Below are 25,978 nucleotides of genomic sequence, written 5' to 3' on the forward strand. Positions count from 1 at the left end.
AGCCCCGCCAGAAACCTGCATCACTGCGCGCCTACCTGGCCTTGCATATAATCCTGCCGGCCCGCCTCCCAGGCGGAGCCCAGCACCGCATCGTGATACGGGTTGGCCCCTCCCCATCCGGCATACAAGCGGCCGCGTTCATAGGCCATCTCCACGGTATCCTGTTCCGATGCCTGCGGCGCTCGCCAGCGGGCCAGCCAACGCGTGACCAGTCCCTTCACATCATTGGATACCACCAACAGACTGGGCACCAGCAACAGGCTCACCAAGGTGGCAAACAGCACCCCAAAGGCCAGCGAGACGGCCATGGGGATCAGAAAGCGGGCTTGCACGCTGGTTTCCAGCATCAGCGGAGCGACACCGGCAAACGTGGTGATGGACGTCAACATCACTGGCCGCAACCGCCCGCTCACACCACTAATCACCGCATCCCGTAACGATGCGCCTTTATCCCGGAGGTCGTTGATGGCATCGAGTAACACCAGATTGTCATTCACCACCACGCCACTCACCGCGATAATTCCCACCAGCGACCACAGTGTCACGCTGTAACCCAGCAGAAAGTGCCCCATAAAGGCCCCCACCAGACCAAACGGAATCGCCGCCATCACCAGCAGGGGCTGGCCATAACCGCCGAACAGAATGGTGAGCAGGAAGAAGATTGCGGCCAATGCAATCAGGTAGCTTATCGACAGGTGTGACAGGAAGTCCTTGATCGCCGCTTGCTTGCCCGCCACCGTCCAGCCGGCTTTATCGTCAACCGCTATCATCGGATCCAGCAGCGCCTTGCGCAGCTCTGCCATCACCAGAGCTGGAGACGTGGTGTGTTCATCCACAAAGGCACTCACCGTAGCACTGCGACGACCGTCATAGTGGCTAATCATGGCCGGCGCCTGCCGGCGCGATAGCGAGGCCACGGCCGCGAGCACGGTCATTTCACCGTCCGCAAGTTGCACCGGCATTCGCTCCAGATCGGTAATCTGGCGACTGTCGGCCTGGGCCAGCCGCAGCATCACCGGCACCTCCTGGTCCTGTTCAAACCAGCGATCCAGTTCGATGCCGTGGAACGCATTGCGCACCTGCGCCCCCACTTGCTCGGCCCGCAAACCCGCTCGCTCCCCTTCTTCACGCAGATTGATATCCACAATGGTTCGCTGGGCATGCAGATTATTGGCCACCTCGTGGACCCCATCCATGCGCGCCAACGCCAGCGCCGCCTGCTCGCTCATCCGCTGTAGCGTCGTCAGGTCCGGGTGGAACAGATTGATATGAATATCCGGTTTCACCTGCATCAGGCTGGCATGGAATTTCACTGACAACGCATCGGCGATCACCCCGTGCTGATCGCGCCACCGCCGCGCGATTTCCCGAGGCGGCAGGGCGCTGGTATCACCGCTGATCGCCAGGGTCACCCGAACCCGGTATCGCGCACCGGGATCACGAGCGTTGGAGGTTTTCTGGCGCACGCCCTGTTCGGCAAACACCGCATCGATGTGGATCGGTGCCTCGGCTTGAGCAGCCTCACCGTCCCCTGCCAGCTGGCGAGCCAGCGCCTGGGCGGAATCTTCCAGCTCCCTTACTTCCCGTGCCAGACGAGGATCACCGGTGCCCTGCGGGAACACCACTTCCGCCATCACCCGGTCTCCTTCCACCCGGGAGAACAACACCATGGTCAACCAGCCGCTGTTAACCAACGCGCAGCAGAAAACAAACAGGCCCACGAATACCACCACCAACACATAACGCCAGTGCAGGCAGCGTTGCAGAATCGGCCGGGCACGCTGGTCCAGCCAGCGCTCCAGACCATCGTTAAGGCGCGTAGCCAGTTGTTCGGATTTCAGCCACAGCCCCCGCGCCGGACGATCGTGGCTCAAGTGGGCTGGCAAAATCCACAGCGACTCCACCAGCGACAGCAACAGGATGGTCATCGAGACGATGGGAATAACCCGCATCAATGCCCCTTCCGGCCCCGGCAAGAACAGCAAGGGGGCAAAGGCAAAAAGCGTGGTCATGACCGCAAACAAAATCGGTTTCGCCACCCGTTGCGCCCCACTGATAGCGGCTTGCCCCCCGGTCAGCCCCTGGCGGCGTTGGTGGTCAATGCTTTCGCCCACGATCACCGCATCATCCACCACAATCCCCAGCACCAGAATAAAGGCGAACAGGGAGATGGTGTTGAAGGACTCGCCCAGCAACGGCAGCATGGCGCAGGCACCGAGCATGCACACGGGAATCCCCAGTGCCACCCAGCCCGCCAGCCGTAGGGTCAGGAAGATGGCCAGCATGAGTGTCAGCAGTACCAGGCCTTGCAAGGCGTTACGCCAGAGCAGGTTGGAGCGCTCACTGAACTGGCGAGCATCGTCACTCCACACCTGTAACCCGACACCGGGAGGCAGATCCGCTTCTGCCAGGTAGTCACGCACAGCCCCGGCCACATCCAGCACGTTCTGATCGCCTACCCGGTACACATCCAGCGCCACCGCCGGTTTGCCATCCAGCCAGGCCGCCTGGGTGTCCCGGGAAAAACCGTCCTGCACCTGGGCCACATCGCCCAGGCTCAACAAGTCCCCCTGCTCCGACTGGCGGATCACCAGTTGCTCATAAGCGCGGGCATCACCGGGTTGCTCGCCGGTCTGCAGCAGCCAGTCGCCCTTGTCGCTGCGCAGCACACCGCCGGCGATGCGCTGCACGCTCTGGCTGGCTGCAGCCGCAATACCATCCAGCGTCAGCTCGTAGCGATACAGATCATCCCGGGAGACCAGCAGCGCCATTTCCCGTTCCGGCAGGTTTTCAATATCCACGCTGGAAATAGCATCACGGTTGAGCAGCTGCCGGCGAACCCGGTTGCCCAGCTGGTACAGATCCGTGCGGGACAGGGAGCCGCTGAGCAGCAACCGCACCACCCGGTTACGCACAATCAGCTCCTGCACCCGCGGGCGTGCGGCCCCCTTGGGCAGGTTATCCAGAGCATCCAGGCGCGTGCGGATCTGCTCCAGCACATCGCCGGTATCATGCCCTTCCAGCACATCCAGCTGCACGCTGCATAACCCCTCACGGGATTCGCTGATCAGCTCAGTGCCGCCCTCCACATCGTCCACCGCCGTTTCCACCGGCGTACACACCAGCGATTCCACGGTTTCCGGGGTGGCCTGGGGATACGCCACATAAATGCCGATGCGGTCCAGCGGCACATTGGGCAGGGTTTCCTGACGGGTATGGGGAATAGCCAGCAGCCCTGCCAGCAGCAGGGTCATCATCAACAGGTTGGCAACCGCCCCATTTCTGGCGAACCAGGCAATGGAACGATTCATGGATGTCCCTCACCACTGTTCTCGCTGTGATGGGCCAGACCGGTCTGGGCCGGGCGTGGATCGATCCGCATGCCTTCCAGCAATTGCAGATCCCCGGCCAACACCACCGACGTCTCGCTGTTGACTCCATCGTGGAGGTAGAGGTTGTCACTGTCCTGATGCAGTATCGCCACCGACTGGCGACGCAGACGCTGGTCGTCGTCCAGCACCCAGACAGACTGGTCACCGGCCTGGGCAGAACGGGGCAACACCGCCACCGCCGGCGTCGCCGCACCGCGCAGTTCGGCCTGCACCAGTACACCGGGCTCCAGTGGCAATGACTGACCGTCATTGGCGACCTGCACGATCAGGTACATCATCTGGTTGCGGTTCAGCCCCCCTTCACGGCGCACCACCTTGCCTTCCCAGTGCCCCTCCCTGCCGGCGAAACGGCCGGTCAGGATCACACTGACCGCCTCCAGTGTGCTGTCATCACCAGGCACGATACCCAGCAAGCCAAGCCACTCATCACGGACCGGCAGGCGAATTTCCACCTGGTCTTCCTGGTACAACTGGGCCAGCTTGCTGCCCGCCTGCACATGTTGCCCTGCCATCACCTGCACGGCTTTCAGACGCCCGCTGATCGGCGCCAACAATTCGGTCTGTTCCTGGTTACGCTCCGCCTGACGCAGGCTGGCACGGGCAGCACTCAGCCGGCTCAGGGCTTCGTCCAGTTGCGGTTCGAACCGCCCCAGCGCCGACGAGCGCCCGGAAGCCCCAGACACCCGCGCCTTGGCCCGGGTCTGGGCCAGGTGCAGACGCGCCGCATGGACACTGTTCTGACGTGAGGTCACCTCCAGCGCAAAGGGCTCCGGGTCCAGCTTGAGCAACACATCGCCAGCAGCCACTCGCCCACCATCGGCAAACGCCGGCGCCACCTGCTGGATTCGCCCGGAGACTTCCAGACTCAAGGGCAGATCATGGCGCGCCGTGGCCTGCCCCTGGCTATAGACCGGAATCACCACATCCTGCCAGTCCACAGTCATGGTATTGAGGGCCAGCACACTATCCTGAGCCTTGGCCGGCGGCGGCGCCGGTGGCACCAGATAAAGCGAAAAAACGGCCATCGCCATGGCCAGGGTGGCCAGCAATGCCACCAGTGTTCGCAAGCTGAGAGAACGCAAACCGGCAGGCAACTTCATTCAACCACTCCCAGCCAATTAACCCAGCGCTGTAAGCACTGGCGCACCGTGGCTTGCGGCGCGCCCAGGGATGAGTGCACTTTCAGGGACAGACTCATGCAGCCATTCACCACAATCACACCGTTGGCGACCGGATGGCTCGGGCTGCCCGGGCCGCAGCAGGCAAACACGGTATCTTCCCGCATCCCTGCGGAGGCAAAATCGATCTCCCATTCACCCAGGCTGGAAAAAGACCCGCAGTGCTGGGTGCCTTTCTGCAAGCGCCCACACAACCAGTTCACTCCCCGCTGGCCGATCAAGCGTCCAATACGCGCCAGATGCCAATACCGCCAGTGCACATTGGCCTTGAGGTAGCCACGCACGGAACGGTCCAGCCTGGCGGCCTTGTCCTCATGGTCCACGGTGAGATAGAACGCGCTGGACAGGTTCATATCCGCGCGCAGCATGGGTACCACACCGCGCATGTTCACCGGAAAGCACCAGCTACCGGCAATGCCGTGCAACATCAGGGTGTCGCAGACCGCCCGGTGCAACGCCAGTAATAGCAAGCTGTTCACCGACACCTTGTTTTGGTGAGCCCGCTGATACAGCGCACGGGTCTGCGCCGGATTCAACCATTGCACGCAGACCGGGCTGTCTTCGATTTCTTCAGCTTCGGCTTGCCCAGGGAAATCGCGCCAGTGGCGCCACACCGGTTCCCGCGCAGGCAGGTCGTGCGGCAACCGTTGCCAACGCTGCCACCAGCGCGGTGCCTGCTTCTGGCGGCTCAGCGGCATGGGAGGCTGTGCCACCCCGCGTTGTTTCAGGGCCTGGGCAATACCGCCCACGCCATCATGGTCCCGATGACGCAGGGCGACGGTATCGCGTTCACCACTGCACGGATCGATAAAGATAAATTCGATGCGATCATCAATACCCAGCCCGGCTCGGGCGCGATACCACATGCCGATATAATCCACCGGCGGCCGGGACGACAGGGTGCGGGTCGACACGGTATTCACAGGCGCGCCACTTCCACATAGGGCAGGCGATCATCAAGTTGCTCGCGGGGATCGCCGTCATAACTCACCAGAAAGTGATCGCTCAACAACAGACGACGGCGGTAGCGGGCCGGTACCGTTGCCAGTGGATCCTGGGCAAAGAAGCCACACACCAGTGCATCATATCGGCCATGAAAACGGTCCACGGCGTGATCTAGCAACAGACGCAACAAATCAGGCTGGTTATCTTCCACCACCACACAGTGCAAGGTGAGATAAGACAGAATGCCGCCGGGCGCAGGCAGCTTCATGCCACCGCGCAACACGCTATGGGTATTGTAGAAGTGGCGTAGAAACCGCAGGCCCCGGGCATAACCCAACACGCGCGTCTGCTTTATACCCTGCTGATCCCAGAATCCCAGCAACCCCTTGAGCTGCCCCTTGACCCATAGCCCAAGAAAGCTCTCCGGGTTCAGTCCATAACAATAGGCATCACCGCGTACCCGGCTGACATCCCAGTAGGGGAAGAACTGCTTGCTGGCCCCTTCGCGTTGCAACAATGCCGCCATGGCGGGCAGGTCGGCTTCACCGGTTTGCCGGATTTGCACATCTTTTGGCAGCCGCTGATGGCGCGCCCGGGTATACACCAGGCTGGTCTCGATCGTGCCGTGGAGGTAATAGGTGGGCAGCCCGGCACGGCCACTGGCCACCGAGCCCAGCGAGGCCTCGTTGTCGCGCAGCACCGTGGTCTGCATCCACTCGCCCTCGGACAGTTGCTTGCGCAACTGGCGAAACAGGCGGTGCAGCACCAGGCCATTACGGAATTGCGGCGCGATACGTAAATCGTGAGCATAGCGAATCGGTTTCACCTCGCCATTCACCCACAGGTGCCGCCAACCCACATTGTAGACAGCGCCCAGTTCACCGGCACCGCCCTTGGGCTCAGCCACCCACACGTCCGGCTGTTCGCAGGTCACCTGGGCGCCCCGGAAGTAATCCGGATGCCGCTCAAAATTCAGGGTCACCGCGCCGTGCTGGGGCGTCCCCTGCAGCAGCGCCAGGATGGCCCCGTTATCCTGGTCACAGGCAGGCCGGATGCGGTAACTCATACCGTCACTCCGGGTTCCTGTGTTTGTGCCGAGCGCGCTTCCAGCCAGGTCGGCACCCTCCCTGCCCAGTACTGCAGGGACTCCATCTTGATGTTGCCTTCGATCATGCCGCGTTGACGGCAATGCTGCAGATAACGCTCACGCATGCCCGGATGAATAACGCAGCGCAAAGGCGCCAACTGCCCCAGATTGCGCGCCAACTGATAATGAAAGTGCAACTGCAACGCCGACTCCATTTGCACCGCTATGTGCTGGGCAACTGCCGGGTTCTCCCCTTCCAGTAACAGCACATAGCCAGGCAAACCCTGCGCGGATTGATCCACCGCCACAGTGCATACGGGTAGCAATTCCTCCGGTAACGCCAGGGCGGCCATGGCACCATCCACAGCGGCCGCCGTCATTTTTTCGCCGACCAGATCAGTGGTTCCTGCTCGGCCAAGGAAACGCAAGCTGGGAATACCGCCGACAAAATCATCCACTTCCACCAGATCTTTCAGCCGGTAACGCAACAAACCGCTGCCGGTACTCAGCAACGGCATCACCTGCTGCCCGGCCTCCAATTCCCAGGGCGCGAAGATACGGCCATCGGTAGGGTCCTGAAATTCATACACGTGACTGCGATACGCCAGCGGATAACGCCCTGCATAGGGAATGGTGACCACGCCTTCGGTGGCCCACAGTCCTTTGCCCTGAAACGCGGCCTGGGGAAGTAAAGCATGCAGCTCTTTCGCCCACGGCGTGGAGGCCGCCGTATCCCAGGCACTCACCAACGCCAGCTTTGGCCACAACGCCATCAGGAAATCCGCGTTTAACCGGCCATCCCACTCGCGCAACAAGGCTGCCGCTTGCGGAGACCAGGGGCAGGAATCCACCGCACCACCAAGCATGCGGTTCCCCCAGGATCCGGTGTTAAGCACCTCAGCCAGCTCCTCTCGCCACTGTGCCATGGCACGCAGCATCCCCAACCCGAAAGTGGGACTCCAGATCGAAAGCATGGACAGGGCCGGATCGCTGACCAGATAGGCAAGGGTGGCAAACAGGGAATCATCGGAGGTTCTGGCCAGCGCCACATCCTGCGGCACACACTGGGTCGCACCGGCCAGCAAGCGCTTGCCCATGGACATCAGCTGAATGTCGTCATTCACATCCTCGCGCATATTGTCGCGCAGCGAGGTGGGCACCCAGGACATGGACCAGTAATGACGCCCCTGCACCAGCCGGGGGTACTGCCGGTACAAATCCACAATCCAGGGGCTAATGGCCGCATCCAGTTCACCAAGAAACTGGCGTGTATAGGGAATCCATTTAATCGCTGACGTGGAGCCACTGGTTGGCTGGCAGCGAACCAGGGGGGAATCGATCAAGCGACAATCACCGTGCTCGCGCGACAAGGTAATCGCATCCGCCCATTGCTCATAATCCGTAACCGGCTGCCGGTCCGCAAACGCCTCCCACGACCAGTCACCCCGAATGCCGTTTCGATGCCCCAGCGGGCTGGCTGCCACCCGCTTTAGCAGCGCGGCCTGTTTCTGTCGCTGTACCGATTCCAGCCGCTCACGGCCAGCCGCAAAACGACGCTCACCTGGCCAGGCGGCCAGCTTCAGAAGACGATGTCCAAACATGATATTTCCCGGCTTATTCGCAGGCCACAGCGGTCACTGCAGGCTTGGTTTTACGGCGCTTTTTTTGCCAAAGCTGAAACGGATAGCTAACCAGGAGCTTCAGGTTAACCTGTCCGATACAGGGCAATTCCGTACCGCGCTGCCAGGATGGATTTTGTTTTTCAAAAAACTGGATTTTTTCGTTCGCCAAACGCATTTCGTCAGAAATACCCGCCACATCGGATTTCAGATGTGTGTACCCCTCACCAAAATCAAGAAGACGGCGCTGATTGCAGTAATAATCAGAAAATAGAGATTGGCAGTACGCATCAACCAGCGGCGCTAACCGCTGATCCTTTCCCTCTGGGTTGGGGTAATAATTATGGAAATTATTCGCCAGCAACAGATAGGTTTTATATCCCTTGGAAATCAGCAACCAAAACATGGGGCGGAACGGGTGGCGTATTTTTTCGCGAATCATCCGGAAGAAAAACTTCACTTGAAGCGCTTTGCTACCCCAGTATTTTTCTTCAATGATGGTGTCGCCACTAAACACGCCCTTTACCCGGCGACCTTCCACGTTCATGTCGATAACTTTCAAGGTAGAAAAACCAACCACGCGCTTGGTTGCTTTCTCCTCCACTAAAAATATACCGCTCTTTTCCACCATATCCTGGCAAAAAATATCCAGGCTTATATTTTCGTAGTACCCGGAGTAGATCTCATACATTCTTCGCATTATGGGTACCGACACCTTGGAAAGGGGCAGATATCGGGCTTTCAGGTTAGATGCATTTTCCCGTTGCATTTTCCCGCTCCATGATTATTTTTATGCGTTGAAAAGCGGTGCTCATGATCTACACGGACCGTGATTTACTTAATAGTCAAAGCGGCCATTTTTTTGTTAAAAATGGCAACACTGGTTTAAACCAGTAACAATAACGCGTCCAATGAGACGCGTATCACAAGTAAAATAACAACAATGTCAGGCCGCATGGCCGAGGCAGAAAAATGAAAAATAATGGAATGGCACTGGACGTTCCGCTAATTTCTATTCGCTATGCCCGCCGTTTTTTACGGTTCACACAAAAACACGGAATAAGTGGAACCATCGTACTCAAAGAAGCCCGCATCGACCCCGCCTTATTGGATAACCCGGATGCCTTTCTGACCATGAGGCAGCTTCTCACCATGCTCCGTCATGCCGACGCCCTTCTCAAAGACGACACCGCATCATTTCGCTTTGGTCAGGAACTGGATTTACAGGGTCATGGCCTGCTGGGTTTTGCCCTGCTTCGCCAACAGGATTACCGCAAGCTGGTTAATATGGTGGTGCAATATCTGCGTGTTTCATTGCCTATCATGGATATGGAAATCCACTGCACAGGCGAAGACATCTCCATTCGCCTGCATGACAGCTGGGACCTGGGCGAACTAAGACCCTTTGTTACCAACATCTACATGGGCAGCATTCATGCACTGGCATCGCTTGTCTGTCGCCGTTTCACGTTTGAATACGATTTTCCGTGCCCAGCCAAAGCCTCCAGTTTCCAGCATCTGGGCGAAGGCATCGAAATGAAATTCAACTGTGAGCACAACCGCGTACTGCTGCCACTATCCGGGCGCCAGGCTCGTGATGATGACGCCACCGTGGCTAACTATCTGGCCACGGCCCGGTCCCAGGAGCAGGCCCAGGGCGATGAAAGTCTCAAGGTCGTCATTCAGGTACGCCATGAAATCCGCAACGCTCCCGGCCGTGACAGCACCCTGGAACGGGTAGCCGCCAAGCTGGGCATGAGCCCTCGTTCTGTACGCCGCCATTTGAGCCTGTCCGGGTTTGCCTTCAGCGGCCTTCGCAACGAAATTCGTGAAATGTTTGCCACCCGCTACCTGGTGGACACCGATATGGCACTGGAAAAAATTGCTGAGTATCTGGGCTACAGCGACCAGGCCAGTTTCAGCAAGGCATACCGGGGCTGGACAGGGCACACCCCCGGAGAAGTCCGCCGCAACGCCAAAGTACCGCCCCCTTCCTGGGACAGCGCAGAAGAAGAGCACCAGAATGTACCCGACGGCGAAACACCCTCTCAGCCGGGCCATTGACTTAATATCCCGCATTCCTGACGCTTGGTGTTTTTGCGTTCCCCGATCCTGGCACTAGTATCGGGGAACGCTCCCGGCGTCAGCCAAAATACTAGCAATAACAATCAGGAAGAGACTGATGAAGAAGCTGTTCACCGCCGTTGTCACGGCCTGTGCGCTCACTGCCTCCCTCTCCGTGCAGGCAGAGACCATTAAACGCAAAATCTGTGTATTCGATATTGTCGGTAATGTGGGCCCGGTAATGGGTGCCATGAAAGACTGGAAAGCCGCCGCACTGGACTGGGGCCTGGAAACCGAGCTGGTGCCCTACACCAACGAAGCCATTGCGGCGGAAGACCTGAAAGCCGGTGTCTGTGATGCCTCCTTGATTACCGGTATCCGCGGCCGGGCGTTCAACAAATACGCCGGCACGGTTGATTCCATTGGTGCCATCCCTTCCATGGACCACATGAAAGTGGTGTTGCAGGTTCTCTCTCACCCCCAGAGCGCAGACAAACTGTCACAGGGCTCCTACCAGATCATGGGGATTGCGCCTGCAGGTGCTGCGTATGTATTCGTTAACGATCGCCAGGTGAACTCCCTGGCCAAAGCGGCCGGCAAGAAAGTGGCCGTGCTGGAATATGATGAAACCCAGGCCAAGCTGGTTTCCCAGGTCGGCGCTACACCGGTTGCCTCGGACATCACCAACTTCTCCACCAAGTTCAACAATGGAGTGGTAGACGTGATCGCTGCGCCACTGGTTGCCTACAACGCGCTGGAACTCTACAAGGGCCTGAGCCCGGACGGTGGCATCATCAATTATCCGCTGGCCCAGCTGACCATTCAGCTGATCGCCAAGAAAGACAAATTCCCGGCAGAGATGGCGCAAAAATCCCGGGAGTATTTCTACAACAACCTGCACCGCATCACCGATCAACTGGACAAAGAAGCCCAGCACGTGGACAAGCGTTGGTGGGTGGAAATCCCCGATGCAGACAAGGCCGAGTACGAAGTGATGATGCAGGAAGCCCGCAACCAGCTTCGTGACGAAGGCTACTACGACCCGGACATGCTGACCCTGCTGCGCAAGGTACGCTGCAAGATGGAACCGGCGCGGGCGGAGTGTACTTAAAGGGAGACGCACCACGCTGCATGCTGCACGCGACAACGCGGATCAAGAGTGTCGCAATCTGAAAAAAAGAGGCCGCGTCCATGAGTTTGGGCGCGGCCTCTTTGGTTTTAAGCGTGCTTTGCGTGCAGCATGAAGCGTGTCGCGTCTCTTAAAGCCCCAACTGCTTGGCGATCACTTCGTTCATGATTTCGTGGGTGCCACCGCCAATGGACAGAATCCGGTTGTCGCGGAACAAACGCTCCACCACCGTGCCACGCATGTAACCACTGCCGCCGAAGAGTTGTACGGCGTCATAGGTCACCCTGTCAGCACAGCGTGTTGCCACATTCTTTGCCATGGACACATCCAGCACACAGTTTTCGCCGGCTGCGATCTGGGCTGCCACCCGGTAGGTAAACTCGGTACTGGCTTTCACATCCGTCGCCATTTCCGCCAGCTTGTGGCGAGTCACCTGGAAGCCGGCAAGAGGACGGCCAAAGGCTTCCCGCTCCTTCACATACTTCATGGCTTCATCCAGCGCCAACTGGGCCGTGCTGTTTGCCGTCACGGCCAGAATCAAACGCTCCATCTGGAAATTGCTCATGATGCAATAGAAGCCACCATTTTCCGGGCCGATCAGGTTTTCCGCCGGCACCCGGCAATCCTCGAAAAACAGCTCGGCCGTGTCAGAAGCCCACCAGCCCATTTTTTTCAGCTTCCGTCCCACCGTAAAGCCCGGCGTCCCTTTCTCGATCAACAACAGGCTGATGCCGCCGTATCCCTTGTCGCCGGTACGGACTGCCACGGTGTAATAATCCGCGCGCACACCACTGGTAATGAAGGTCTTGGCACCGTTCACCACATAGTGATCACCATCGCGCACGGCACGGGTTTGCAGGTTCGCCACGTCAGAACCGCCATTGGGCTCGGTGATGGCCAGGGCGGAAATTTTGTCGCCATTGATCACCTCGGGAATTACCCGCTGCTTCATGGCTTCACTGCCCCATTTCCAGACCGGCGGCAGCCCGATATCCAGCGACCCCAGGCTTGCGCACAGCCCGCCCGACGAGCAACGCACCAGCTCTTCGCAGGCGGCGATTTTCATGAAGACGTCTTCACCCGTCCCACCAAACTCTTCCGGAGCATTGATGCCGAGGATGCCCGCATCCGCTGCCGTCTTGTACAACTCCCGGGGGAATTCCCCTGCTTCTTCCCAGTCATCCACCTCCGGGAGGATTTCCCGCTCAACGAATTTGCGGACGGTATCTCGCACCATCTGGTGGGTTTCATTGAAATAATTCAGGGTGCTCACTGGACCTCCTTGGATTCATTGGATTGCGCACAACCTAGCGCTTGCTTGGTTTAACCATAACAGAAAGCCGCCAAGGGAAACCAGACGAAACCGCGGCTTGTGTTTACGGATAGAAAAGGAGATTTACGCTTTCGATAGACACCCTGGAAGGTGCCCTTTATCAGGCGTCAAAGGGCCTGCGGCCTCTCAGCGCCTGTGCCAGGGTAGCGCCATCAACGAATTCAAGCTCACCGCCCATGGGCACCCCCTGGGCGATGCGGCTGACACCCACTCCCGCGTCCTGGGCCAGGTCCAGTACATAATGGGCTGTGGCTTCGCCTTCCACAGTCGTGCCAGTAGCCAGAATCAACTCGCTGATCTGCCCTTCATTAAGGCGTTGCTCAAGCACATCCAGCCCCAGCTCACGGGGCCCCACGCCATCCAGTGGCGAGAGCTCCCCCATCAGCACGAAGTACTGGCCCCGGTATTCGCCGGACTGCTCAAATGCCAACACATCCCCGGGGGTGGCAACGATACAGACCAGCGAGGCATCGCGACGCGGATCATCGCAGACAGGGCAAAGTTCTGCTTCAGCATAGTTCCGGCAACGCTGGCAATGCTGCACGCCGTCCATGGCCGCATGCAGGGCGTCCCCTAACCGGCGACCGGATTCGCGCCCCCGGTCCAGCAACGCATAGGCCATGCGCTGGGCAGAACGGGGGCCCACTCCGGGCAAACAGGTGAAGGCATTGATCAGCTGGTCGACCAGCGGCGCGTGTTTCACAATTTCGGCGTCTCGTGGCTATGCTTAGGGTTTAAAGCCCGGCGGGAAGGGAAAGCCACCCGCCATGTTCTGCATGTTGTCCTGCTGCTGTTTTTCCACCCGGCGCACCGCATCATTCACCGCGGCGGCAAGCAGGTCTTCCAGCAATTCCTTGTCTTCGCTCATCAGGCTGGCATCAATATCCACGCCTTTCACATCGTGCCGACCGTTCATGGTGACTTTCACCAGGCCCGCACCGGACTCGCCCACCACTTCACTGTTGGCGGCCTCGTCCTGCATTTTCTTCATCTTCTCCTGCATGGCCTGAGCCTGCTGCATGAGATTGTTAATATCGAAATCCATGGTTTGCTCCACTAACAACGCACCAGGCTGCACGCTTCACGCAACACGGTAAAAAGACAAAAGCGGTTTTACCGTGTTGCGTGTTACATACCGCGTGCAGCGTTTCTCATTCCACTGTCTCTTTCGGGGTGACGCTTTCTTCGTCCAGCCGCCCCGCAAAGGTGGTGACCAGTTGCTGCACCACCGGGTCGGCGTGCAGGGTATCCTTGGCCTGGGCCAGCAATTCCTGCCGGCGCGCTTCGGCCATTCGCTCCGGGGTCTCGCCCGGCTGCTGCTCAAATTCCACCTGAACCTGGATGCGACGCTGGAAGTAATTGCCCAGCGCACCGCTCAATTCTTCCAGCCGCTCCTTGTTGACCAGCACCTGATGCCCGGGGCTGATCCGCAGCGTCCAGACGCTTTCCTCACGGCTGATCAGCACCGCATTACGGGCGATATTGCGCACCGTGCCATCCACGTCCAGGCGCAACAACAAGGCGGCCCACCAGGTGGCCACTTCCGCCTCATTGGTCGGCTCCGCCAATGGCGCCAGGTTTTCGGATTCCGGGGCAGGCTCAGCGTTTGGCTCAGGGTCACTCTGCGGTTGGGCTACCACCGCCGCTGCAGTCTCGGCAGCAGGCTCTGGCTGATTCGCTTCTACCTGGGCCAGGGCCGCCGACGCTGACGGAGAGGACGAAACCGGGCCATCATCCCAGGGCGGGGCGTCATCCGCAGACGCAGGCACTGCTGCCGTCTCTACAGGAGCCGCTTGCTGAGCGGGCGCGTATGTCACCGTGGCAGGGGCCGGCTCGGGGGGCTGAGCAGCAGGTTCTGAGTGAGACGCAGCGGCAGGCGGACTGTTCAGCAGGGCACGCAAATCCGGCTTACCGCCGGGCTCTGCCGACGGCGCTGCCGCTTCAGGCTTTTTTGCGGCGGGGCTGTCCCCCTGCACCAGCACGCCCTTGGGCGTAAACAGCACCATGCGCAACAACAACATCTCCAGTGCGGCACGGCTATCCGGCGCATCCTGCAAATCACGACGGCCCCGCAGGGCCACGTCGTAATACAGTTGAATCTGTTCCGCAGTGAGTGCGGCCGCCAGCTGTTGCTGGGTCTCGTCATAACTGCCGGGCACCGCCTGGCACACCGCCAGCTGGTGAAGCTGGCTGATCAGTTCATCCAGCAAGGCCAGCTCGCCGGGACAATGCTCGCTGACCGTCGCCAGCGCCTGCAACACGCCACCGGGCTCCTGCTCCGCCAGCGCCACCAGCAGCGTCAGGACGTGGTTGCGGTCCACCGTACCCAGCATGGCGTTCACCGCCTCACTGCTGAGTTGCTCACTGCCGAAGGCGATCGCCTGATCTGTCAGGCTCAACGCATCCCGCATGGAACCCTGAGCCGCTTTACCCAACGACAGCAGCGCCGGCTCTTCGTAGCGAATCATTTCCTTGTCGAGCAAGGCTTTCAGGTGCCCGGCAATCTGCTCGGCGGGCAACGCCTTGAGGCTGAACTGCAAACAGCGGGACAGCACGGTCACCGGCAGTTTCTGCGGATCGGTGGTGGCCAGCAGGAATTTCACATGGGGAGGCGGTTCTTCCAGGGTTTTCAGCAACGCATTGAACGAATGCGCCGAGAGCATGTGCACCTCATCGATCAGGTACACCTTGTAGCGGCCCCGGGTCGGTGCGTACTGCACGTTGTCGAGCAGCTCGCGGGTGTCTTCCACCTTGGTACGGCTGGCCGCATCCACTTCGATCAGGTCCACGAAGCGGCCGTCGGTAATCTCCTGACAGGTAGGGCATACGCCGCAAGGACGTGCACTGACACCCTGCTCGCAGTTCAGGCAGCGGGAGAGAATACGGGCAATGGTGGTTTTCCCCACCCCGCGCGTTCCGGTGAACAGGTAGGCATGGTGTAGCCGATCCTGATCCAGGGCATGCATCAGGGCCCGTGAAACGTGCTCCTGCCCCACCAGTTCATCGAAGGTACGGGGGCGGTATTTACGGGCAAGGACCTGATAACTCATAGCACTCCAGCGGCAATCATGGCCACCAATACAAAGGGATTGGAATCAGAGCGCTTATGCTATCGAAGTTCCCGGGGGGAGGACAGTGGGAGAAGCGTGTTACGTGAAAGCGAGCGGCGTGTAGCGGGGGAATTAGAGCGGTCTTCCCGCCAGCCGCACCCCGGCACACAAGTCCACTGCTACCGTTGCTCCCTTCCGGGCCTGGCGGGGTTCGCAGTTTATCGTTGCGGGGGGACCGACGGGTCGACCATAACGCGCTTCGGGCATGGCAGCCGCGAAACGAGCGCGCATTGTGGCGAATGCCCACGGCTATTGCAAGAGAACAGCGGAGCCTGGGCGTTCATCTGACTAAAGCTTGAGCAGGCTGGCCCTGCCCTGGCCGCAGGACTACACTCGAAGTAGCAAGAGCAGGGCCGCCAGCAAGGCGCAAGCGCCCTGCCCTGCCTATCCGCGGACAGGGAGGCACCATGGACAACCATCCCACCATTCGCATTGCCATCAATGGTTTCGGCCGCATCGGCCGCTGCCTGGTTCGGGCCCTCAGTGAACATCCGGCACGGGAGCGTTTTGAACTGGTCGCCATCAATGACCTGGCCGATTTCAATGTGCTTGCCCACCTGCTTGCCTTCGATACCACCCATGGCCGTTGGCCCTATTCCGTGCATTATGACGGCGACGCCATGGAGATTGATGGCCGCCGGGTACCCTGCTACGCCACCACCGATCTGGACCAGTTACCCTGGGGCGAGCACGCGGTGGATCTGGTGCTGGAGTGCAGTGGTCGCTACAAGCAGCGCGCACAGCTCCAGGGCCACCTGGACGCTGGCGCCCGCCACGTGCTGGTGAGTTACCCGGTAGACGATGCCGACGCCATGGTGGTCTACGGCGTCAACCACGGCCTGCTTGATGATAGCCAGCAGATCGTTTCCAACGCCTCCTGCACCACCAACTGCCTGGCGCCACTGGTGGATGTGCTCGACCGGGCTTTCACCGTCAAGCAGGGGCTGATGACCACGATCCACAGCTACACCAATGACCAGAACCTGGTGGACAAGGCCCATGGCGATTTGCTGCGCGCGCGTGCAGCGGCAGTGAACATGATCCCCACCGGCACCGGCGCCGCCAGGGCGGTGGGCAAAGTGCTCCCGCACCTGGCCGGGCGACTGGACGGCATGGCCGTGCGCGTGCCCACGCTGAATGTGTCGCTGGTGGATATGACGCTACTGCTGGAACAGCCCGTCACGGTGGAAGGTGTCCATGAGAGCCTGAGCAATGCCGCCCATGGGGATTTACAGGGAGTATTGGCGATGAACCATCTGGCGCTGGTTTCCAGCGACTTCAATCACCTGCCCTACTCCTGTGTGGTGGACACCAACCACACACGGGTACTGGGCCCGCAGCTGAAACTGCTGGCCTGGTACGACAACGAATGGGGGTTCAGCCACCGCATGCTGGACGTGGCGGCTTATTGGATGGCGGCATAGGCGCTACACGCGGCCTGCAGCGTGCGGGCCTGTTGCGTGTAGCGTGAAGCGTCCTAATCAAACGGGCTGAAATGCTCTTCCCGACCTGCCTCTTCCGCCTCATGGCGATGGCCATGCATGACCTTTTCCACCTTGGTGGCCTGCAGATCGTCATCGGCATCCACCATCATCAGATAATCGCCCTGCTCGACCCGGTCGATATAGGGAGACAAGTGATGGTTGGTAGACGAGACGCCGCGCAAGCCACCTAGCCAGGCACCAAAACAGGTACCAAACAGGGTCGCGCCGATAATGGCGCCACTCTCCAGATTGGTTCCCCAGGGATCAAGCCCTGCCAGCAAGAAGCCGCCGAACAAGCCAGCCGCCATACCGATAATCGCACCGAGAAACCCCGAATGCATGATGTCGGTTTCTTCCCACGGGGTGGTGCCATGTACATGAGCCTGGGCGATGGCCATGGTGTCGGTGCCCATGACATGCAGGCGGTTTTCACCGATCCCTGCCTGACGCAGTTCACCGGTGATGCCCTGAACGGACGCGAGTGATTTGGTGAAATAGTAGAGTCGTTTCATTGCTGCCTCTCCCTGTGGCAAACAAATGGCGAACAATCGACCGCTTTGTGCGTGTAGTACGCGGACCGTACTGTGCGCCAGTCTTCCTGACCGGCAGTGCTTCTGAAGACCGCTCACTGCCGTGATCAGATCCTTTAGCGATGACTGCTCCAACCGGTTATGCCATTGCGCTATTGGGGCAGCCGTTGCCTTTACTACTCCTGAAACTAACAAAAAGGGGCCGTAATGGCCCCTTTACTGTGTCACAAAAACCGCGTCACAGAATGTGAGCGATTAATTACTTTTTGTAGGTGTCGGCGCACCGTCAACCGGGATCACACGGGGCTTTTTCTCTTCCGGCACCACGCGGGTCAACGTCACGGTAAGCAGGCCATCCTCCAGCCCGGCCGCTTCCACTTCCACGTGATCAGCCAGCTTGAAAGTCCGCTCGAAAGCCCGGCGGGCAATACCGCGGTGTAGCCAGGTTCGCTCACTGTCCTGTTCCGTCTTCAGGTTACCGCGAATGCGCAGTTCATTTTCCTGCACGGTGATATCCAGGTCGCTGCGCGCAAAGCCGGCCATGGCCATGACAATACGGTAGCGGCCATCACTTTCGCGGATGATGTCGTAAGGGGGGTAGCCATTGGACTGGTCAGCACGCAGCGCCGCGTCCAGCAGCTCATCAAAACGGTCAAAACCCACAGAATGGCGAAACAACGGGGCAAGGGAAAATCCGGTATTCATCACACTATCCTCATTCCAATCTCACCAGCAGACCCCGCAGGCGTCCGCTGGAAAACGGTTTAAAAATGGTTGATGTGACACGGAGCCGCCGGCAGTCATCAAGACTGTCTGCATTGCTCCAACCGGCCAGTTGTCACTGGATAAGAAAATGGGGGCCTGCAAATTACTTTCAAGGGGCAGGAAGAATTTTTACCGTGACAGTCTGGGGAGGCAGCGAGAACCCGTCAGGAGCACCGGCAGCTACAGTGGTTGCGGTCACGGAAATGGCCGTGCCTTTTCCCTGAAACAGAATCGGTACGCGCACACAGACCCGCTCACCCGCCGTAACCGGCCAGGCAGGGCTTTTACCGCTCTGCCATTGTTCACTGTTGCCAGAACAGTGGCGGTCCATCAGCAAACTGCGCACCGCCGGGTGGGCGCTGGCGAACTGCACCTGCCCGCTAAGGCTGGCACGGTATTCAAACCGCAGCACCGAGGTGCTGCCCGTTTCCAGATGCTGATTGTCAGGCCCCCGCCAAAGCGGCTCGGACACCAGCCCCAATAACAACGGCCCGGAATGTTGATCCGGCAACGCACGCAAACCCCAACGCAGCGTCTCGCCGACATGCTCGCCCGCCTGACCGTTAAGGCCCGGCAATTGCGGGACGTGCCAATGTTCTGGCAGAGCCAGGGTCAGGGCCATTGGTTGCCCCTGGCTGCGAGCTTCAGAAAGCCGGAACTGGAAATGCCCACTTTCCACTGTGCTGATCCTGCTGGGTTCGTTGCCCGCACCGGCCAGGCTCACAGCCCACCCCGCCAAACGACGCTCCCCCGGATCCGGCTGGCCGTTAAACGCCAGGGCCGGCTCCCCGGCGCCGTTGTCGTCGAACAGCTGCCCGGTAATCCAGTGGCCCGCCGGCCGACAACGATAGCCCGCCACTACACCCGAAACCGGTAACGGGCGCAGAGCCGGCATGATGCCATCCCGGGCCGCCAGCGGCTGGCCTGCCCCGCCAGCTCCCCCGGCACCGCCACCCGCGCCACCGGTTTGCTCAATGCTTGCCGATACCGTCGTTGCCGTAGGCGCATCCAGCCAGAGCGTCCCACCGGCACCACCACCGCCGCCAATGGCCTCCGCCCGACCTGTACCTGTGATCGCGCGCCCCGGCAAACCACGCAGATCCAGCAGGCCATCGCCCACAAGCCGCGCAGTCCGAATCACCAGCAGGCCGCCACCCGATCCCCCGTTTCCTCCCTCGCCGTTGCGCCGGGCAGCCGCTCCACCGCCGCCGCCCAGTATCCAGCCTGCCACCGCCGGGTGGCCTCCCTCACCGCCACCCTGCTCCGGCGCACCCTGTTCACCGGTGCCACCATTCCCGCCGCCACCGCCGTTACCCAACTGCTGGTGCGCCAGATCCAGCCCATTGCCCCCACCACCGGCATTGGCGGGCGCGCCCCTGCCCATATCGCCCTGGGGGTAGCCCAGCGTCGCAGCGGGCAATAGCAGTAAAGGGGTGCCTGCCAGGCCCTCCCCCTTGCTGCCATGGTGGCCATAGCCCGCCGCCTGATCGTCCACACTGGGCGTGCTGTAGCGCCAGTCATCCGGCCGCCCCAACGCCCCCTGCAACGACACCGCCGGCGCCCCGCGGAAACCCGTGCCGCGCACCGACAGGGTGTGGCCGTTAAGGTCCAGCTGGCGGCGCACATCCACTGCCAATACCCCACCGGTGGTGCCATTCCAGGGCAACGCCGCCACATCCTGCTCCAGGCTCAGGCTGTCGAATTGTGGCACCCGCACCAGCTGCCAGCGCCGACGGCCCTGTTCCTCGTTAGCCGGGGCATTGTCATAATGATGGAGCAGCCCACCCCCCGGGCCCGCGCCGAGGATGCGCATCTGATCGGCATCCACCCGCTCGATGCGCACCCACTCCTGCGCCCAGATTGCAGGCGTATCGCTACGCACCTGACCGTAGGCCGGGGAGTTCGATGTGTTGATGGGGGCGCCCTGAACCTGCATTAACAGGGCGAGATCGCCGGGCTGCAACACAGCCCGGCCACGGGAATGGGACAACGTCAGAGTACGCGTGCCCGGGGGCAACGCCTGGTTGTCCGGACCGGAAAAATAACCATTGATGGTGCTGCCAACCGGCGTGACTCCATCACGGCCCGGTTCGGCACATAGCGCCGCGCCTACCGGATGCGGCAGTAGCAGGCAGCCCAGTATCAGCGCGGCGGATCGAGCCAGTCGGCGGTAGTGTTGTTGCAACGGAACCATCCGGCAATACTGTAGCGTTCCCGGGTAGCTGCCAAGACTTCGTGGGGAATTTTCTCGCTGAGGAACGCCACCAGCGTCCCCGCACGGGGCTCTACCTCAGTGGCCACACGGGTTGCATCCGCCTCGGGCCAGATGCGCAGGCGCCCACCCCATTCGCTTTGCCAGTTATCGTTGAGATAAAGCACCACAGACAGCAAACGGCCATTGTTGCCGTTAAAGGCATCCACGTGGCGCTGGTAGAAATCCCCCGGCCCGTAAATGGCAAAGTGGGATTCCAGCTCGAACAACCCCATGAACAGCTCGCGATTGACCGCCAGCCGCAGGCTTTCCAGCCCTTCAAACAACTGACACTGAGCCAGCGAGTCACCTTTTAGCCAACAGGTGCGGTCGCTGCGAACGCGGGTATCTTTCTGGTGTTCCTGGCGACGGCCAATGCCGGCAAGGCGAAACTCGCCGTGCTGGTCCTTGTAACACGCCTCCTCGCGCAAGGCCCGCACCAGCGCCGCCGGGAAATAGCCGGGCGCCACCGCGAAACCCTGCCGGGCCAGCCCATCAATCAGGCCATCGAGTGGGCTGCCGCCCACCCCGCCCAACAGATCCGCATTATCATGCACTGGCTGTGCCCTCTCGCTGTTAGTGCAACGCCCCACCGGCGTCAGGATCAAAGTCGTCTGGCCATAGCAGCCAACCTTCCTCCTGGCATTCATCCAGCAATTGCGAGGTGGCATCCACCGTCGCCTGCACAAAATAGATGAACTGCTCGAAGGTCACCCCATTACGCCCCAGTAGCAGATCGCACACCACCAGGCGGGGCAGGGAATCATCGTTCACGTCCAGAAACAGCTTCACCGACGGATACGCCATGTTCAGCCGGCTCAATTCCGCCTGTACTGCAAACAAAGCGGCCGGGCGCACTTCCAGTTCACTGGTCAGCAAGATGCCATCGTCTTCCACGAACAGCCGCGCATCCACCACCCCTTCACGGCCCTGCAACTCAGACAGGTGCAGCGCATGGCAGTGCTCACAGATATAGTGCTGGATATTGGCCTGCTGCAACCAGCGTTTTACCTGGTCCGCATCCGCGTTCACGACGCCTAACATGACATTCTCCTCAGGCCCGCCATCACGCGGGTTTCTTGCCGGTCGCGAATCATCTGCCATTCGCCGGGAAAAAGAAATAGCCACCCGGCCACCACTTTGGGTCATTCATCCCTGAATACCCGCTGGGTAAGATGGGGGCTTCGTGCCTGATTGCCTGAAAGGAATAAAAGAATGACAACTCCCCATGTGGCCTTCCGCTCCAGTGACAGCCTCCATCAGCGTACCGATGCCTTTATCCAGCGCATGAACGGTGGCGCCAAACGCCCGGAACCCAAGGAAATTGAGGCCATCATGGCCCAGTTTATCGAGGAAGCCCTGGCCGCCTTCATCACCCGCGCGGCGCAGGCTGCGGATCTGAGCCCCGGCATGTTCAAAGTGGTCAACATGACCTGCAGCACCATCAGCAAAACCACCCACCTGGTGATCGGCCGCAGTGCGAAAAAAATGGACCTGACGCAGAACCAGGCCGCCGCCGACTATATGGATCAGGTGCGTCACCCTGCCACCGATGGCGACCACTGGTATGTGGCCTTCCCCGTCAGCGAAGCGCACTGCGCCCAGTGCAAGGACGTCATCCGCTTATGCCAGGAGGGAGAAGAAGACAAGGCCCGCCGCGAACTGGCTGCCTACCTGCTCACGCTCACCGATGAAGCGATCGACTGGTACTTCCAGCGCCCCATGGCCCTGCTAGGTTTCGGTCCGGTGCTGCGCAAAGTCGCCAACGTGGGCGTGGAAACCACCCGCAAGGCCAGCCGTAGCCTGATCAGCAACCTGATTCCCAAGCTGGGGCCGGAGCAGCTGCTCGCCTCGGCGCAATATCAGGAGAGCATGCTGCTCTCCTTTCCCCCTCGCACCCGCTAAGCCCCCCCACTGACGTTGCACTGACATGGAAGTGCAACGTCGTTTTCCTTTATCCGCTACACGGCCTACACAGTGCATCTCTTTTGATAACAAATACTTACACTTGCCGGGTCTTGTAGGCTAACTTCACCAAGTTTTTACAAAACTACTTATTCAACGGATTGCGCAGCAACTACACAGCTCTCTACTATCAAATTGGTATTACATCACAAAAAAACGAGGAGTGAGCCGTGTCTTTGCGCCATGCCATACTTGTCCTGCTACAAGACCAGGAAGCCAGCGGTTACGACCTCGCTCGCGAATTTGCCAACAGTATTGGGCTGGTATGGAACGCCACCCACCAGCAGATTTATCTGGAGCTGGGGAAGCTCAACGACCAGAGCATGGTGAAATATCGCCATATCCCCCAGGACGGCAAACCGGACAAAAAACTGTACCGGATCACGGATGAAGGACGCGACGAGTTAATTCGCTGGCTTCGCAAGCCAGCCGCACCACCACGCATCCGCGATGCGTTCATGGTCAAGATTGCCGGCGGCGATCTGTCCGACAGTGCGTCCATACTGCGCGAGCTGGATGACCAGGCCGATCTGCGCCGTGAACGGCTAAACACCTTCGAGTCACTGGCCAGCAAACTGGATGACACCAGCCGCGACCGTGACCTGTTTACCTACCTGACCCTGCGCCGGGGCATCCTTGATCAGCAAGCCTGGCTGCACTGGGCTGACGAGGTCCGCAGCGCCCTGAAAAAACGTGAAGAGCAGCCAGTATCGGTGCCTACATCGGTGTAATGACTCACAACGCAACAGAGACCCTGCTCCGCCAGCTTGGCTGGCTGGTTCAGGCTCCCGCCCTGTTGCCCTGCTCGCCCTTCCACGATGCCGGACATCTGCTGCAACGAGAGCTGCAAGCCGATCCGGCATTACTGCATAACGCCGCCACCCGATTACAGTCCCACCCCGGCCCGCGCCGCCTGGGGCTGATCTTCGAGCAGTGGGTCGCGGCCCTGGTGGATGCCAGCCAGGGCCTGGAGCGCGTCGCCAGCAACCTGCCTATCCGCGAACAAGGCCGCACCCTGGGGGAACTGGACATGCTGGTGCGTGACCGGCAGAGCGGCGAGCTGTGGCACTGGGAGCTGGCGCTCAAATTCTACCTGGCCACCGCCGAGCAATGGTACGGCCCTAATCGCCACGACACCCTGGCCCGCAAGGCCCATCACCTTTACCAGCAGCAACTACCACGTTCCCGATCGAACGTGGCCCGCGCCCAACTGGCCGAACAAGGCTGGGAGGTGCACAGCCAGGCTCTGCTGACCCGCGGCAGGCTCTTCTACCACCGCGCTATCCCTCCCACCGGTGTGAAACCAAACCCCGGGCACGAGCGAGGCTGGTGGCGCACCACCGACGAGCTGGAGGACGGCCCCTGGTCAATCATTGAACGACCGTACTGGCCCACACCGTTTATGTCAGACAAAGGTACCAATTTCGTTGATCGCACCACCGTGATTGACTATGTTGAAAGCCATTCACGCGCGCTCATGGTCACGGGCCCTCACCATGACCAAGCGGGCTTTATTGTTCCTGTCAGCTGGCCAACCCCATGACATTTCAACAACAACCGCCGGCACTGGTGGACAACCAAGGTCGAGTTGCTTTCGGTGTGTTCCCGGAAACCGTCGCCCACGTTAACGGTCGTGCAGCGGACTACCGCACCCCGATGGGCAAACCGGCCTCTTCCTTTGCCCGGCACTTTCATTACAAGCAGTTCCAGTATTTCGGCATCATCAGTGATGAACTGCTGGCCGGCTGCGCTTTTGCCCATACCGGTTACCTGGGCATGGCCTTTTTCTACCTGTTTGAACCACAAACCGGCGCCCTGCACGAATACACCTGGCGCTCCCCCCTGGGCAGAGATCTGCGCATGTCGGCATCGCCGCAGCAGGGCGAGAGCGTATTCCGGCAAAAAAACGTGGATATCCGACTGGGCTACCAGCAGGACGACCAGGGAGCATTGAGCAAAAGCCTGTCAATCAAACTGGATGGTCTGACACTGGATGCTCATATGGACGAGGGCCCCACATACCAGCCCATGTCCCTGTGCACCCGCACCGGTATTAACGGCTGGGTCTATGCCAACAAGGTAGCCGGCAAAGCCGTCACCGGCTCGCTACAGCGCCAGGGCAAACACACTGACCTGAGCGCCATCGACGCCAACGGGCACCATGATTTTTCCGCCGGTTATATGCGTCGTGAAACGTTCTGGAACTGGGCCTGCCTGTCTACCCGGGTTGGTGATACCCGCATCGGGCTCAACCTGTCCTGTGGTGTCAATGAGACAACCTTTTCCGAAAACTGCCTGTGGATCGATGATGTCATGGTCCCCACCGGCGGAGTGATATTTGATTACAACCGTGACGAGCTGATGCAACCCTGGGCAATCCGCAGCCTGTGCGGCCGGGTACACCTTCAGTTCACCCCCAACGGAAACCACAAAGAGCGCCTTAACCTGGGGCTTTTTGCCAGCAATTTCAATCAGCTGTTTGGTCACTTCGATGGCGAGCTTCGCCTGGATGACGGGCGCCGCCTGCCAATCGAACGCCACTACGGTTTTGTCGAGGAGCAGTACGCAAAATGGTAGATCAACAACGCGATACCAACGAGGAGACCCTCCAGCCGCCCGCACCGGAAAAATTCAACGAAAAAATCCGCCGGGGATGCTTCTGGGTAGTGCAATACTGGCGCGAACTGTTCAATTTCAAGTTCGATAAATACATGATCATTCAGGTCATGCCGGGGGTCTACGGCATTGCCCTGACCGCCATCGCCATGGGCCTGCTGTATCTGTGCGTGGAAGCCTTTATGGCATCCACATGGCGCGGGATTTTCTATTTTTTCTTCGCCGCCCCACTCACCTTCCTGTTCGCCGCATCGGTGCTACGCGCCCTGCTGGAATTCTACATGGTGGTATTCAAAATTTCCGAACATGTGGATGAACTGGTAGGACTGCGTGACACGGTGGATCGCCTGTCAGGCATCAGCGACAGCGTTGACGAAATGGTTGCGGTAACCCGCCGCATTCCTTTCTGGCGCGCCCTGTCCGGCGGGGGTGCCCGCCCGGCCCGCAAAACGCCCAAGGAAAACGATAAGGAAGAAAAGAAGTAACGCGCTTGTCAGCGGGGCCGGCTTC

Annotated in this window: 23 protein-coding genes and 1 other RNA gene; 8 read left to right on the forward strand and 16 right to left on the reverse strand. The window is 60.0% G+C overall.

Going from position 1 to position 25,978, the window contains the following annotated elements; translation table 11 throughout:
* Window positions 1-20: 20 nt before the first annotated feature.
* Genes F1529_RS15420 through F1529_RS15445 form a run of 6 tightly spaced genes read right to left on the reverse strand, consistent with a single transcriptional unit; the run spans window position 21 to window position 8,990 of the window.
* Window positions 21-3,311 carry an efflux RND transporter permease subunit gene (locus F1529_RS15420; protein ID WP_155136068.1) on the reverse strand — a complete coding sequence of 1,097 codons (3,291 nt, stop codon included), beginning with the start codon at window positions 3,309-3,311 and terminating at the stop codon, window positions 21-23.
* Complete coding sequence (locus F1529_RS15425; RefSeq protein WP_007150274.1) at window positions 3,308-4,492, reverse strand: efflux RND transporter periplasmic adaptor subunit; 1,185 nt, start codon at window positions 4,490-4,492, stop codon at window positions 3,308-3,310. The genes F1529_RS15420 and F1529_RS15425 overlap by 4 nt, the downstream gene beginning before the upstream one ends.
* Window positions 4,489-5,493, reverse strand: coding sequence for a hypothetical protein (locus F1529_RS15430; RefSeq protein ID WP_155136071.1), 1,005 nt, complete (start codon window positions 5,491-5,493; stop codon window positions 4,489-4,491). Before F1529_RS15430 ends, F1529_RS15425 begins: the two co-directional genes overlap by 4 nt.
* A complete protein-coding gene (locus tag F1529_RS15435; protein ID WP_155136074.1) occupies window positions 5,490-6,581 on the reverse strand; it encodes a hypothetical protein in 1,092 nt (363 codons plus the stop codon). Before F1529_RS15435 ends, F1529_RS15430 begins: the two co-directional genes overlap by 4 nt.
* Window positions 6,578-8,203 (reverse strand): GH3 auxin-responsive promoter family protein, encoded by a 1,626-nt coding sequence (locus F1529_RS15440; RefSeq protein ID WP_155136077.1) that lies wholly within the window; start codon window positions 8,201-8,203, stop codon window positions 6,578-6,580. The genes F1529_RS15435 and F1529_RS15440 overlap by 4 nt, the downstream gene beginning before the upstream one ends.
* A 13-nt stretch (window positions 8,204-8,216) precedes the next feature.
* Window positions 8,217-8,990, reverse strand: a complete 774-nt coding sequence (locus F1529_RS15445) for a hypothetical protein (protein WP_039926139.1) — start codon at window positions 8,988-8,990, stop codon at window positions 8,217-8,219.
* Between the two features lie 203 nt (window positions 8,991-9,193).
* Between F1529_RS15445 and F1529_RS15450 the strand changes: the two genes are divergently transcribed.
* Both F1529_RS15450 and F1529_RS15455 read left to right on the forward strand, forming a co-directional pair.
* Window positions 9,194-10,285 carry an AraC family transcriptional regulator gene (locus tag F1529_RS15450; protein ID WP_155136080.1) on the forward strand — a complete coding sequence of 364 codons (1,092 nt, stop codon included), beginning with the start codon at window positions 9,194-9,196 and terminating at the stop codon, window positions 10,283-10,285.
* A 118-nt stretch (window positions 10,286-10,403) separates the two neighbouring features.
* Window positions 10,404-11,396 (forward strand): putative solute-binding protein, encoded by a 993-nt coding sequence (locus tag F1529_RS15455; protein WP_155136083.1) that lies wholly within the window; start codon window positions 10,404-10,406, stop codon window positions 11,394-11,396.
* Window positions 11,397-11,544: 148 nt separating this feature from the next.
* Here F1529_RS15455 and F1529_RS15460 read toward each other — a convergent pair whose 3' ends face one another.
* The 5 genes from F1529_RS15460 to ffs all read right to left on the reverse strand — a co-directional run bounded on the left by F1529_RS15460 (window position 11,545) and on the right by ffs (window position 16,038).
* Complete coding sequence (locus F1529_RS15460) at window positions 11,545-12,687, reverse strand: acyl-CoA dehydrogenase family protein (RefSeq protein ID WP_290518092.1); 1,143 nt, start codon at window positions 12,685-12,687, stop codon at window positions 11,545-11,547.
* 160 nt (window positions 12,688-12,847) lie between these two features.
* Window positions 12,848-13,450: a recombination mediator RecR gene (recR, locus tag F1529_RS15465; RefSeq protein WP_007149477.1), complete on the reverse strand. Its 603-nt coding sequence runs from the start codon at window positions 13,448-13,450 to the stop codon at window positions 12,848-12,850.
* A 24-nt stretch (window positions 13,451-13,474) separates the two neighbouring features.
* On the reverse strand, window positions 13,475-13,792 hold the full coding sequence (locus F1529_RS15470; RefSeq protein ID WP_007149395.1) for a YbaB/EbfC family nucleoid-associated protein: 318 nt from the start codon (window positions 13,790-13,792) through the stop codon (window positions 13,475-13,477).
* A gap of 106 nt (window positions 13,793-13,898) precedes the next feature.
* Window positions 13,899-15,797, reverse strand: coding sequence for a DNA polymerase III subunit gamma/tau (gene dnaX, locus F1529_RS15475; RefSeq protein ID WP_155136086.1), 1,899 nt, complete (start codon window positions 15,795-15,797; stop codon window positions 13,899-13,901).
* Window positions 15,798-15,941: 144 nt separating this feature from the next.
* Window positions 15,942-16,038, reverse strand: an RNA gene (ffs, locus tag F1529_RS15480) — signal recognition particle sRNA small type.
* Between the two features lie 226 nt (window positions 16,039-16,264).
* Here ffs and gap point away from each other — a divergent pair.
* A complete protein-coding gene (gene gap, locus F1529_RS15485) occupies window positions 16,265-17,281 on the forward strand; it encodes a type I glyceraldehyde-3-phosphate dehydrogenase (protein WP_155136089.1) in 1,017 nt (338 codons plus the stop codon).
* A gap of 53 nt (window positions 17,282-17,334) precedes the next feature.
* Here gap and F1529_RS15490 read toward each other — a convergent pair whose 3' ends face one another.
* The 5 genes from F1529_RS15490 to F1529_RS15510 form a co-directional block, all read right to left on the reverse strand.
* Entirely contained in the window at window positions 17,335-17,853 is a 519-nt protein-coding gene (locus F1529_RS15490; RefSeq protein WP_007148815.1) for a hypothetical protein, read from the reverse strand.
* A 273-nt stretch (window positions 17,854-18,126) separates the two neighbouring features.
* On the reverse strand, window positions 18,127-18,576 hold the full coding sequence (locus tag F1529_RS15495) for an Hsp20 family protein (RefSeq protein WP_155136092.1): 450 nt from the start codon (window positions 18,574-18,576) through the stop codon (window positions 18,127-18,129).
* Window positions 18,577-18,745: 169 nt separating this feature from the next.
* The gene (locus F1529_RS15500) at window positions 18,746-20,821 is read right to left on the reverse strand and encodes a hypothetical protein (RefSeq protein WP_155136095.1); all 2,076 of its coding nucleotides are present in this window, start codon (window positions 20,819-20,821) and stop codon (window positions 18,746-18,748) included.
* Window positions 20,779-21,444, reverse strand: coding sequence for a 2OG-Fe(II) oxygenase (locus F1529_RS15505; RefSeq protein WP_007148897.1), 666 nt, complete (start codon window positions 21,442-21,444; stop codon window positions 20,779-20,781). Before F1529_RS15505 ends, F1529_RS15500 begins: the two co-directional genes overlap by 43 nt.
* Before the next feature lie 19 nt (window positions 21,445-21,463).
* Window positions 21,464-21,931, reverse strand: coding sequence for a YbjN domain-containing protein (locus F1529_RS15510; protein WP_039926142.1), 468 nt, complete (start codon window positions 21,929-21,931; stop codon window positions 21,464-21,466).
* 171 nt (window positions 21,932-22,102) lie between these two features.
* Between F1529_RS15510 and F1529_RS15515 the strand changes: the two genes are divergently transcribed.
* From F1529_RS15515 to F1529_RS15535, 5 genes are all read left to right on the forward strand, one after another.
* Window positions 22,103-22,792 (forward strand): hypothetical protein, encoded by a 690-nt coding sequence (locus F1529_RS15515; protein WP_007151560.1) that lies wholly within the window; start codon window positions 22,103-22,105, stop codon window positions 22,790-22,792.
* Between the two features lie 230 nt (window positions 22,793-23,022).
* Entirely contained in the window at window positions 23,023-23,583 is a 561-nt protein-coding gene (locus tag F1529_RS15520) for a PadR family transcriptional regulator (protein ID WP_063519259.1), read from the forward strand.
* The gene (locus F1529_RS15525; RefSeq protein WP_155136098.1) at window positions 23,583-24,395 is read left to right on the forward strand and encodes a DUF1853 family protein; all 813 of its coding nucleotides are present in this window, start codon (window positions 23,583-23,585) and stop codon (window positions 24,393-24,395) included. Before F1529_RS15520 ends, F1529_RS15525 begins: the two co-directional genes overlap by 1 nt.
* Window positions 24,392-25,429 (forward strand): DUF2804 domain-containing protein, encoded by a 1,038-nt coding sequence (locus F1529_RS15530; protein WP_155136101.1) that lies wholly within the window; start codon window positions 24,392-24,394, stop codon window positions 25,427-25,429. Before F1529_RS15525 ends, F1529_RS15530 begins: the two co-directional genes overlap by 4 nt.
* Complete coding sequence (locus F1529_RS15535) at window positions 25,423-25,953, forward strand: DUF4282 domain-containing protein (RefSeq protein ID WP_155136104.1); 531 nt, start codon at window positions 25,423-25,425, stop codon at window positions 25,951-25,953. Before F1529_RS15530 ends, F1529_RS15535 begins: the two co-directional genes overlap by 7 nt.
* The last annotated feature ends 25 nt before the right edge of the window (window positions 25,954-25,978 follow it).

Origin of the sequence: Alcanivorax sp. VBW004 (genome assembly GCF_009718865.1) — a bacterium.
GTDB lineage: Bacteria > Pseudomonadota > Gammaproteobacteria > Pseudomonadales > Alcanivoracaceae > Alcanivorax.